The sequence below is a fragment of the Mycobacterium sp. E2462 genome, from assembly GCF_001672685.1.
GTDB lineage: Bacteria > Actinomycetota > Actinomycetes > Mycobacteriales > Mycobacteriaceae > Mycobacterium.
Map to the genome: position 1 here is coordinate 1 of NZ_LZKC01000471.1, position 10,225 is coordinate 10,225.

The 10,225-nt window shown below is 70.3% G+C and carries 11 protein-coding genes; 6 read left to right on the plus strand and 5 right to left on the minus strand.

Features of this window, described 5'->3' with window-relative positions; translation table 11 throughout:
* The 5 genes from A5714_RS24115 to A5714_RS24135 form a co-directional block, all read left to right on the plus strand.
* Positions 1 to 2,025, plus strand: a 2,025-nt coding sequence (locus A5714_RS24115; RefSeq protein WP_068289686.1) for a bifunctional [glutamine synthetase] adenylyltransferase/[glutamine synthetase]-adenylyl-L-tyrosine phosphorylase, incomplete at its 5' end; no start/stop codon positions are given.
* A complete protein-coding gene (locus A5714_RS24120; protein ID WP_082959945.1) occupies positions 2,022 to 2,663 on the plus strand; it encodes a PaaI family thioesterase in 642 nt (213 codons plus the stop codon). The genes A5714_RS24115 and A5714_RS24120, both read left to right, overlap by 4 nt.
* A gap of 1 nt (position 2,664) precedes the next feature.
* Positions 2,665 to 3,537, plus strand: a complete 873-nt coding sequence (locus tag A5714_RS24125) for a TIGR03619 family F420-dependent LLM class oxidoreductase (RefSeq protein WP_068289688.1) — start codon at positions 2,665 to 2,667, stop codon at positions 3,535 to 3,537.
* Entirely contained in the window at positions 3,534 to 4,034 is a 501-nt protein-coding gene (locus A5714_RS24130; protein WP_068289689.1) for a hypothetical protein, read from the plus strand. Before A5714_RS24125 ends, A5714_RS24130 begins: the two co-directional genes overlap by 4 nt.
* 253 nt (positions 4,035 to 4,287) lie before the next feature.
* Positions 4,288 to 4,989, plus strand: a complete 702-nt coding sequence (locus tag A5714_RS24135) for a GAF and ANTAR domain-containing protein (RefSeq protein WP_231975977.1) — start codon at positions 4,288 to 4,290, stop codon at positions 4,987 to 4,989.
* A gap of 71 nt (positions 4,990 to 5,060) precedes the next feature.
* Here the strand turns inward: A5714_RS24135 and glnA are convergent, their stop codons facing one another.
* Positions 5,061 to 6,497 (minus strand): type I glutamate--ammonia ligase, encoded by a 1,437-nt coding sequence (gene glnA, locus A5714_RS24140; protein ID WP_068073211.1) that lies wholly within the window; start codon positions 6,495 to 6,497, stop codon positions 5,061 to 5,063.
* A gap of 246 nt (positions 6,498 to 6,743) precedes the next feature.
* Here glnA and A5714_RS24145 point away from each other — a divergent pair, with 246 nt between their 5' ends.
* Positions 6,744 to 7,163, plus strand: a complete 420-nt coding sequence (locus A5714_RS24145; RefSeq protein ID WP_068073209.1) for an RDD family protein — start codon at positions 6,744 to 6,746, stop codon at positions 7,161 to 7,163.
* A gap of 19 nt (positions 7,164 to 7,182) precedes the next feature.
* On the opposite strand, the gene A5714_RS24150 is transcribed toward A5714_RS24145, so the two are convergent.
* The 4 genes from A5714_RS24150 to A5714_RS24165 all read right to left on the minus strand — a co-directional run.
* Positions 7,183 to 7,935, minus strand: a complete 753-nt coding sequence (locus A5714_RS24150) for a DUF4191 domain-containing protein (RefSeq protein WP_068073207.1) — start codon at positions 7,933 to 7,935, stop codon at positions 7,183 to 7,185.
* A gap of 46 nt (positions 7,936 to 7,981) precedes the next feature.
* Positions 7,982 to 8,923, minus strand: a complete 942-nt coding sequence (gene lipA / locus A5714_RS24155; protein ID WP_068289693.1) for a lipoyl synthase — start codon at positions 8,921 to 8,923, stop codon at positions 7,982 to 7,984.
* Positions 8,920 to 9,630, minus strand: coding sequence for a lipoyl(octanoyl) transferase LipB (lipB, locus tag A5714_RS24160; RefSeq protein ID WP_068073203.1), 711 nt, complete (start codon positions 9,628 to 9,630; stop codon positions 8,920 to 8,922). The genes lipA and lipB overlap by 4 nt, the downstream gene beginning before the upstream one ends.
* Before the next feature lie 46 nt (positions 9,631 to 9,676).
* On the minus strand, positions 9,677 to 10,225 hold a 549-nt coding region (locus A5714_RS24165), incomplete at its 5' end, for an epimerase (RefSeq protein ID WP_156747480.1).

Sequence of the window (10,225 nt, forward strand, 5' to 3'; positions counted from 1 at the left end):
CACTTCGGTGAACGGCACCACGGGTTCGTCCTCGACCGTGGCGGCCAGGTCGAGCGCCGCCAGCACGAGCAGCTGGTGCCCGCCGACGTCCGCGGCCGCGAGATCAAGCTCGGCAGCGGCGGGCTGCGCGACGTCGAGTTCGCCGTGCAGCTGCTGCAGTTGGTGCATGGCCGCAGCGACGATGCGCTGCATGTGGCGTCGACGGTGGACGCGCTGGCCGCGCTGGGCCGCGGCGGCTACGTCGGCCGCGAGGACGCGGCCAACCTAACCGCGTCGTACGAGTTCCTGCGGTTGCTCGAGCATCGGCTGCAGCTGCAGCGGCTCAAGCGCACCCACCTGCTGCCCGAACCCGACGACGACGAGGCGGTGCGCTGGCTCGCGCGAGCCGCCCACATCCGGCCGGACGGGCGCCACGACGCGGCGGGGGTGCTGCGCGAGGAGCTGCGCCACCAGAACCTGCGCGTCTCGCAGCTGCACGCGAAGCTCTTCTACCAGCCGCTGCTGGAGTCGATCGGCCCCGCCAGCCTGGAGCTCGCGCACGGCATGACGTCGGCGGCCGCCGAGCGGCAGCTCGCCGCCCTCGGCTACGAGGGGCCGCAGACCGCGCTCACCCACATGTCGGCGCTGGTCAACCACAGCGGCCGCCGGGGTCGCGTGCAGTCGGTGCTGTTGCCCCGGCTGCTGAACTGGATGTCGTATGCCCCCGATCCCGACGGCGGGCTGCTGGCCTACCGGCGGCTGTCCGAGGCGCTGGCCGGCGAGAGCTGGTATCTGTCCACGCTGCGCGACAAACCCGCGGTCGCCCGCCGGCTGATGCACGTGCTGGGCACCTCCGCCTACGTGCCGGACCTGTTGATGCGCGCCCCGCGGGTCATCCAGGACTTCGGCGACGCGCCGGGCGGTCCCAAGTTGCTCGCCACCGATCCCGCCTCCGTGGCGCGCGCGCTGATCGCCTCGGCCGGCCGTCACGCGGACCCGGTGCGCGCGATCGCCGCCGCGCGCACCCTGCGGCGCCGCGAGCTGGCCCGCGTCGGGTCCGCGGACCTGCTGGGGATGCTCGAGGTCACCGAGGTGTGCCAGGCGCTCACCTCGGTGTGGGTGGCGGTGTTGCAGGCCTCGCTGGACGCGTTGACCCGGGCCAACCTTCCCGAGGACGGCAAACCGCCCGCCACCATCGCCGTCATCGGCATGGGCAGGCTGGGCGGCGCGGAGTTGGGTTACGGCTCCGACGCCGACGTGATGTTCGTCTGCCAGCCCGCCGACGGCGTCGAGGATTCCGTGGCGGTGCGCTGGTCGACGCTGATCGCCGAGCAGGTCCGCGCGCTGCTGGGCACCCCGAGCGTCGACCCGCCGCTGGAGGTCGACGCCAACCTGCGGCCCGAGGGGCGCAGCGGCGCGCTGGTGCGCACCCTGGCCTCCTACGCCGCCTACTACAAGCAGTGGGCGCAACCCTGGGAGATCCAGGCCTTGCTGCGCGCCAACGCCGTCGCCGGCGACCCCGAGCTGGGGCAGCGCTTCCTGCTGATGGCCGACAAGACGCGGTACCCGGCCGACGGCGTGTCCGCGGAGGCGGTGCGCGAGATCCGCCGCATCAAGGCCCGCGTCGACGCCGAGCGGCTGCCGCGCGGCGCCGACCCCAACACGCACACCAAGCTGGGGCGCGGCGGCCTGGCGGACGTCGAGTGGACGGTGCAGCTGGTGCAGCTGCTGCACGCCCACGACATCCCCGCCCTGCATAACACGTCGACGTTGCAGTCCCTCGACGCGATCGAGCAGGCGGGCCTGGTGCCCGCCGACGAGGTGGACCTGCTGCGACAGGCGTGGCTGACCGCCACCCGGGCCCGCAACGCGCTGGTGCTGGTGCGCGGCAAGCCCACCGACCAACTGCCCGGACCGGGCCGCCAACTCAACGCCGTCGCGGTCGCCGCCGGCTGGCCGAACGACGATGGAAGTGAGTTCTTGGACAACTATCTGCGGGTGACGCGTCGGGCCAAAGCGGTGGTACGCAAGGTGTTCGGCAGTTGAGCGAGACGGCCGGCGCCTACGACGCGATGTTCCATCCGTTGAGTACGGCGGAAGCCGACCGGGTGCAGGGGCTGTACGCGCCGTTGGCCGGTGCGGTGCGCGAACTCATCGAGGCCACCATCCTGACCGAGGCCGACGACGACGTCGTCACCGAGGCGCGGGCCAAGATCCAGGCCGTCACCGAGCTGCTGCGCCAACGGACCAGGCCGGTCGGGGTGAGCTTTCGCGTCGAGGGCCGCACACTCCCGCTGGGCAACGCCGTTGTGGGCCTGTGCAATCCGATCGCCCCGCCGGTCGTCGTCCGCCACGACGGCGACGGGCGCTGCTCGAGCGAGTTCGTCCTCGGTTGCGCCTACGAGGGTCCGCCCGGCCTGGTGCACGGCGGCGTCAGCGCGCTGATCCTCGACCACCTGCTCGGCGAGGCGGCCAGCGAGGGGCTGTCGAAGGCGCGCTACACCGGAACCATCAGTGTGAAGTACCTGCGTGGCACGCCCCTGGGCCCGCTGCGCTGCGACGCCTGGATAGACCGCGCGGAGGGCGTCAAAGTGTTTGCGCGCGGCACCATCTCGGACGCCGACGGGGTGACCGTCGAGGCCCAGGGGGTCTTCATCGAACCGGCGTGGGCGCGGGAATCTTAAGGTGAAGTTCTACATCAGCAGCGCATTCCTGAACACCCGGGAGATCATCGAGATCGCCCGCGCTGCAGACGAATTGGGTTACGACGGCATCGGGATTCCCGACCACGTCGTCAATTTCGAAACGCTGGACACCCCCTATCCCTACACCAAGGACGGGCAACGGCGCTGGCAGCCATTCACCGACTGGCCCGACCCGTGGGTGCTCATCGGGGCCCTGGCGCAGGTCACCGAACGACTGCGGTTCGTCAACACCGTGTACATCCCCGCGATGCGCAACCCGTACTCGGCGGCCAAAGCCATTGGCACCGCAGCGGTTCTGGCGGCGGGCCGGGTGGAACTCGGCGTCGGCGTCGGGTGGTGCCGCGAGGAATTCGCGTTGATGGGCGAGCGGTTCGAGGCGCGCGGCAAGCGCACCGATGAGATCCTCGCGTTGCTGCGGACGCTGTGGCGGCCGGGATGGAGGCAATTCGACGGCGAGTTCTACCGGGCTCCGCGCCTCGAGATGCAACCCACCCCGCCGCCGATACCGGTGTACGTCGGCGGGCTCAGCGAGGCGGCACTGCGGCGGGCCGCGCGCAACGACGGCTGGATCGGCGACCTGATCACTACCGAGCGTGCCGTCGAGGCCGTCGGCCGGCTGCGCGAGATGCGCAGCGAATTGGGTTTGCCCATGGACGATTTCACGGTGCTGACCCCGCTGACCGACGCCTTCACCAGCGCTGACTACCGGCGGGCCGAGGAGGCGGGCATCACCGGCATCATCACCATGCCGTGGATGTTCTACACCGAGCGCGACGCGCCGCTGGCCGACAAGATCGACGGCATGCGGCGGTTCCGCAAAGACCTCGGGCTCGACGGAAAGGCGCAACGATGAAGCGTTCGGTGCACACCGGCGGCGCCGCCGCGGCGTTGCTCGCCCTGCTCACCGCCTGCAACGGGTCGCCGAACCCCGGCACCTCGACCACCAGCACGGGACCACCCACCAAGACCTTCACCACCACGGTGTCGCCGGCGATCGCGACCGGCGACCCCGGCCCCGACCTGCGCTCGCTGATCCCCACGCCGGCCGGCACCGCGCGGACCGACGGCCCGGATCCTCTGCCGGACAACGGGATTCATCTGCACTTTCTGGTCAACGGGTCACCGACCGACGTCGTGAATGCCTACAAGACGGCGCTGGAAGCTGCCCGCTGGTCGGTGACGGTGGTGAGCTCCGGGGGCGACGCCCAGGGGGGCGGCGCCACCTACACCGCGACCAACGGGCCCGACTACGGCGTGTTCACCGGCGGCGGATCGGGCGCCAGCGCGGACGTCGACGCCTGCGCGTGGCCGACGCGACCCACGAATACCGGCTGCGGTCACTCGAGGTAGCGGCGCTGCTGACGACCGGCTTGAGCGGCCTGATCACGCGGCCGTGGCGGCGGGGATTGCGCACCGGGTCGCCGAGGAGGACGCGACGCAGCAGGCGCGCTGGCGGCACGGCCCGCGGCCGACGTCGCCGGGGCGGCCGCGCTCGACCGGTGGCGGGGCGAGATTAATCGCGTGACCGTGAGGGTATGACAACGAAAAACGTTGTCGACAGCGCCAGCAGCCCTGGCGCCTCTCCCGAAGAAGATGTTGATCCTTGAACACAGATCCCTCGACGACCGTCGCCGCGCTGCTGGGTGACCTTGCCGTGCAGATGCAGTCCGAATCGGACTCGCAGGCCCTGCTCAAAATCATCGTCGGCGCGGGCGTCCACATCATGCCCGGCATCAGTTGGGCCGGCATCTCGTTGGTGCGCGGTAAAAGCGTGACCTCGGAGGCGCCGTCGGACGACGTCGCCCGCGACCTTGACCGGTTGCAGAGCGACCTCGGCGAGGGGCCCGCCATCAGCGCGCTGGCCGACGAACGGACCATCGCGATCCCGAACTTGGAACGCGAGGCCCGTTGGCCCCGTTTTGTGGCCGCGGCCACCGACCGCGGGGTGCGGTGCATGCTGTCGTTTCGGCTCTTCGTCGATCGCGGGGCGTTGGGCACCTTGAACCTGTATGGGCCCGATCCGGACATGTTCACCGAGGAGTCGCTGGCGATCGGCGAGATCCTGGCGCAACATGCGGCGGTCGCGATGGCGGGCGCCGCCGCGGAGGAGGGCGCGCAGGCCGCGCTCGCCAGCCGCGACATGATCGGGCAGGCCAAAGGCATCCTGATGCACCGCGACGGCCTGACCGGCCTGCAGGCGTTCGCACTGCTCAGTCGCGCCTCGCAAGACGCCAACGTCAAGCTCGTCGACGTCGCGCGCCTGGTCGTCACCGAATTCGAAAAACGCCTTCCGCGAAAGAAATAGCGGCCTACACAGCGAAACCGCCCGCGGGTTTCCCCGCGGGCGGCCTCGTCGTCAAACGCGCTTAGACTGCTTTAAACGTCGTAGTACAGCGCGAACTCGTAAGGGTGCGGCCGGATCTGGACCGGCAGGATCTCGTTCTCGCGCTTGAAGTTGATCCACGTCTCGATCAGGTCGGGCGTGAACACGCCACCCTCGGTGAGGTACTCGTGGTCCTCTTCCAGCCGGTCGATCACCGCGGACAGTTGCACCGGCGCCTGCGGGATGTTCGCGGCCTCCTCCGGCGGCAGCTCGTAGAGGTCCTTGTCGACCGGCGCCTGCGGCTCAATCTTGTTCTTGATGCCGTCGAGGCCGGCCATCAGCATGGCCGAGAACGCCAGGTACGGGTTGCCCGAGGAGTCGGGGCAACGGAATTCGAGCCGCTTAGCCTTCGGGTTGGTGCCGGTGATCGGGATCCGGACACACGCCGAGCGGTTGCGCTGGCTGTACACCAGGTTGATCGGGGCCTCGTAACCCGGAACCAGCCGCTTGTAGGAGTTCACGGTCGGGTTGGTGAAGGCCAGCAGCGACGGCGCGTGGTGCAGCAGGCCGCCGATGTAGTGGCGGGCGGTGTCGGACAGGCCCGCGTAGCCCGTCTCGTCGTACATCAGCGGGCTGCCGTCCTTCCACAGCGACTGGTGGGTGTGCATGCCCGAGCCGTTGTCACCGAACAGCGGCTTGGGCATGAAGGTGACGGTCTTGCCATTGGCCCACGCGGTGTTCTTGACGATGTATTTGTACAGCTGCATGTCGTCGGCCGCGTGCAGCAGCGTGTTGAACTTGTAGTTGATCTCGGCCTGGCCGCCGGTGCCCACCTCGTGGTGGCCCTTCTCCAGGCTGAAGCCGGCCTTGATCAGGTTGCTCAGCATCTTGCTGCGCAGGTCGACGTAGTGGTCGACGGGCGCGACGGGGAAGTAGCCGCCCTTGGGGCGAACCTTGTAGCCGCGGTTCGGGCTGCCGTCGATCTCGTTGGGCGAGCCGGTGTTCCACCAGCCGGAGATCGCGTCCACCTCGTAGAAGGAACCGTTGGTGCGCGAGTCGAAGCTGACCGAGTCGAAGATGTAGAACTCGGCCTCGGCGCCGAAGTAGGCGGTGTCGGCGACGCCGGTGCTGATCAGGTAGTTCTCGGCCTTGCGGGCGACGTTGCGCGGGTCGCGGGAGTACGGCTCGAGGGTGAAGGGGTCGTGCACGAAGAAGTTGAGGTTCAGCGTCTTCGCCTCGGTGAACAGGTCGATCTGCGCGGTCTGCGGGTCGGGAAGCAGCAGCATGTCGGACTCGTGGATCGACTGGAATCCGCGAATCGACGAGCCGTCGAAGGCCAGGCCGTCCTCGAAGACGCTCTCGTCAAAGAACGAAACCGGAATCGTGAAGTGCTGCATGATGCCCGGCAGATCACAGAACCGGACATCGACAAACTCGACGTTCTCGTCCTTGACGAGCTTGAAGACGTCGTCGGGCGTCGTTTCCGTCACAGACATGCTCCTTTACTTGGTGAGATCCGCGGCCGACGCTATGGAGCCGATGTTGCCCGCCGGTCAACCCGGTGTTGCGCGCACGTTACGCGACCCATGGGCCCGCAATCGAAGCCGCCTGCCCGGCGGGCTTTATTGTGAGGCCATGAACCGCAGAATCGTATCTGGTCCGGTATGCGGTCGCACAGGCCTCTCCGCATACTCTGCCCGGCTGTCGGCGGCGCCCGGTCCGGGCCTGACCGCGTGATGCCCGACGCACCGTCGGACTATCCCGGTCACGGCCTGGGGTTGCCGCCCAGCGGGTCCGGCTCGCTCGCGCCGATGGGGCGCCGGCTGGGCGCGCTGGCCGTCGACTGGTTCATCGCTTACGGCCTGGCGGCCCTGGCCCTGCGCATCGGAATGTTCTCCGGCAGCATGCTGTCGACCGCGGTGCTGCTCATCTGGTTCGTGCTCGGGGTGGTCTCGCTGCGGCTGTTCGGCTTCACGCCCGGTCAGCTCGCGCTGCGCCTGCGGGTGGTGCCGCTGGACGGGGGCCTGGGGGTCGGCCTCGGCCGCGCGGTGGTGCGCGGTGCGCTGGTCGGCACGGTGGTCCCGGCACTGTTCACCGACTACGACGGCCGCGGCCTGCAGGACCGGCTGACGGCCACGGCGGTGGTCCGGCGCTGACCGCGGGGCGGGCGCCGGCCTAGCGGCGGCGGACCGTGCGCTGCACGCCCCGCATCTTCCCGGCGTTGGGCAGCGGGCCCTTCGGCAGCACCGCCGCGCCGGCGCGCGACCCCAACGCGGCCAGCCGGGACTCCAGCGAGTCCATCTGCTTGACCGTGATGTTGGCCGGCAGCCGGGTCAGGTGGCGCTCCAACTTGGCCAGCGGAACCTCGTCGTCGCCGTTGCCGACGATCACGTCGTAGATCGGCACCTCGCCGACCAGCCGTGCCGTGCGCTTCTTCTCCTGGGCCAGCAGCGGCCGCACCCGCGACGACGTGCCCTCGCCCACCAGGATCACGCCGGGCCGGCCGATCACCCGGTGCACCGCGTCGAAGTGGCCGGTGGCCGCCACCCCCGGGGTGACCCGCCATTTGCCGCGCAGGTTGTCCAGAGCCCATGCGGCGGCGCCGGTTTGGCCCTCGGCCTTGCTGTAGACGGATTTCTGCGCTCGGCGGCCGAAGACGATGAACGCCACCAGTGCGCCCAGTAGCACGCCGAGCGGGATCACGGTGATCATCGTCAGGCCGCCGGCCCACACCCCGACCGCCACCGCGATTGCCACGATCAGGACGAAGGCGCCGATCATGTACGGCAGGAGGCGCTTGTCCTCCTTGCGCTGGATGTTGAAGGCCTGCCACAGCTGGCCGCGGCGCTCCCGCGCGGCGGCCTTGCGGGCGGCCTGCGCCTCGGCGCGGGCGGCCTTGTTCTCAGCGGCGGTGCGGGATTTAGCCATAGTCAAAGAATACGTAGGGCGCCGCGCGCCCCGGCACCGAAGGCGGTTACGACGCCGGGGCGTCCGAGGCGCGGCTGCGCGCGGCCTGCTCGTAGAGCCGGCCCGCCCGGTAGGACGACCGCACCAACGGCCCGGCCAGCACACCCGCGAAGCCAAGCTCCTCGGCGTGCCGCGCAAACTCGACGAATTCCTCCGGCCGCACCCAGCGCTGCACCGGGTGATGCCGCGCCGACGGCCGCAGGTACTGGGTGATGGTGATGATGTCGCAGCCGGCGTCGTGTAGGTCGGCCAGCGCAGTGCGGACCTCGTCGGGGGTCTCGCCGAGGCCCAGGATCAGGTTGCTCTTGGTGACCAGTCCGGCGTCGCGGGCCGAGGTCAGCACGTCGAGGCTGCGCCGGTAGGTGAATGCCGGGCGGATGCGCTTGAAGATGCGCGGCACCGTCTCGACGTTGTGCGCCAGCACCTCCGGGCGGGACTCGAACACCTCGGCCAGGCGCGCGGGCTCGCCGTTGAAGTCGGGGATCAACAGCTCGACCCCGGTCGACGGGTTGAGCTCCTTGATGGCGCGCACCGTCTCGGCGTAGAGCCAGGCCCCGCCGTCGGGCAGGTCGTCGCGCGCCACCCCGGTGATCGTGGCGTACCGCAGGCCCATCGCGTGGACGCTGTCGGCGACACGGCGCGGCTCGTCGCGATCCAGCTCGGCGGGCTTGCCGGTGTCGATCTGGCAGAAGTCACACCGCCGGGTGCACTGGTCGCCGCCGATCAGGAAGGTCGCCTCGCGGTCCTCCCAGCATTCGAAGATGTTGGGGCAGCCCGCTTCCTCGCAGACGGTGTGCAGGCCCTCGCGCTTGACCAGGCCCTTCAGGGCGGTGTACTCGGGGCCCATTCGCGCCCGCACCCGGATCCAGGGTGGCTTGCGCTCGATGGGCGTTTGCGCGTTGCGCACTTCCAGGCGCAGCAGTTTGCGGCCTTCGGGTGCGACAGTCACAGAGCCGATGCTACGCCCGCGGCGCGGTCGTGGTCCTGCACCGGCAGGACGCCGTCGAGGGCGTCGCAGACGGCGTCGGCGACGAGCGTGCGGACGCTGTCGACGCTCACCCGGCGGTGCAGCTCCGCCGACAGCGACGTCACCCCGGCGTCGCTGATGCCGCACGGCACGATGGCAGTGAACGCGTCGAGGTCGCAGTCGCAGTTGAGCGCGAAGCCGTGCAGCGTGGTCGCGCGCGACACCCGCACGCCGATGGCCGCGATCTTGCGGTCGGGCCGGCCGGAATCGCCCTGGCCGCCCGGCACCCAGACGCCGGACCGGCCCGGCACCCGCACGGTCGCCAGGCCCAGGTCCGCGCACACCTTGATGAGCGCCTCTTCCAGCCGGCGGACGTAGTTGACCACGTCGAGCGGCTCGGTCAGGCCGATGATCGGGTAGCCGACCAGTTGGCCGGGGCCGTGCCAGGTGATCTTGCCGCCGCGGTCGGTGTCGATGACCGCGGCGCCGCCCAGCGGCCGTTCATGCGCCTCGGTGCGCCGGCCCGCGGTGTAGACCGGGGGGTGCTCCAGCACCAGCAGCGTGTCCGTGCCGCCGGTCACGCGGGCGTCGGCCAGGTCCCGCTGCTGCCGCCAGGCGTCGGTGTAGTCGACGGTGCCGAGCTGGCGGACGTCGATCAACGCCTGGCTCGACCGGATGGACTCGATCATTTCCGCGACGGTACCCGCCGGGGCGCGGCCGGGCGCCGCCGCGTCGCTAGTCGTGGTCGCGGCTGGCGGTCGCGTAGCTCAGCGCCTCGCCGATGGTGTTGTGGTGGAACTCGAACCCGGCCCGCTCCAGCGCCGACGGAATCGCGCGCTGCCCGATGAGCAGGCCCTCGTCGGCGAATTCGCCCAGCGCCGTGCGCACGGCGAAACCGGGAACCATCAACGGCGTCGGGCGGTTGACCGCCCGCCCGAACGACGTGGTGAACTCCGCGTTGGTCACCGGCGCGGGCCCGGTCATGTTGACCGGGCCGGACAACGACGGGTCAGCGATCGCGAACAGCAACGCCCGCACCTCGTCCTCCAGCGTGATCCACGACATGTACTGACGGCCGTTACCCAGCCGGGCGCCCAGGCCGGCGCGGAACAGGGGCCGCAGCCTCCCCAACGCGCCGCCCGCGGGGGAGAACACCAGCCCGGTGCGGGCCAGCACCACCCGGGCGCCGCCGTACTGGGCCGGCAGCGTCGCGGCCTCCCAGTCCTGGCATAGCTGCGCCAGGAAACCCGTTCCGGCACGGTCCGTTTCGTCGACCACGCGGTC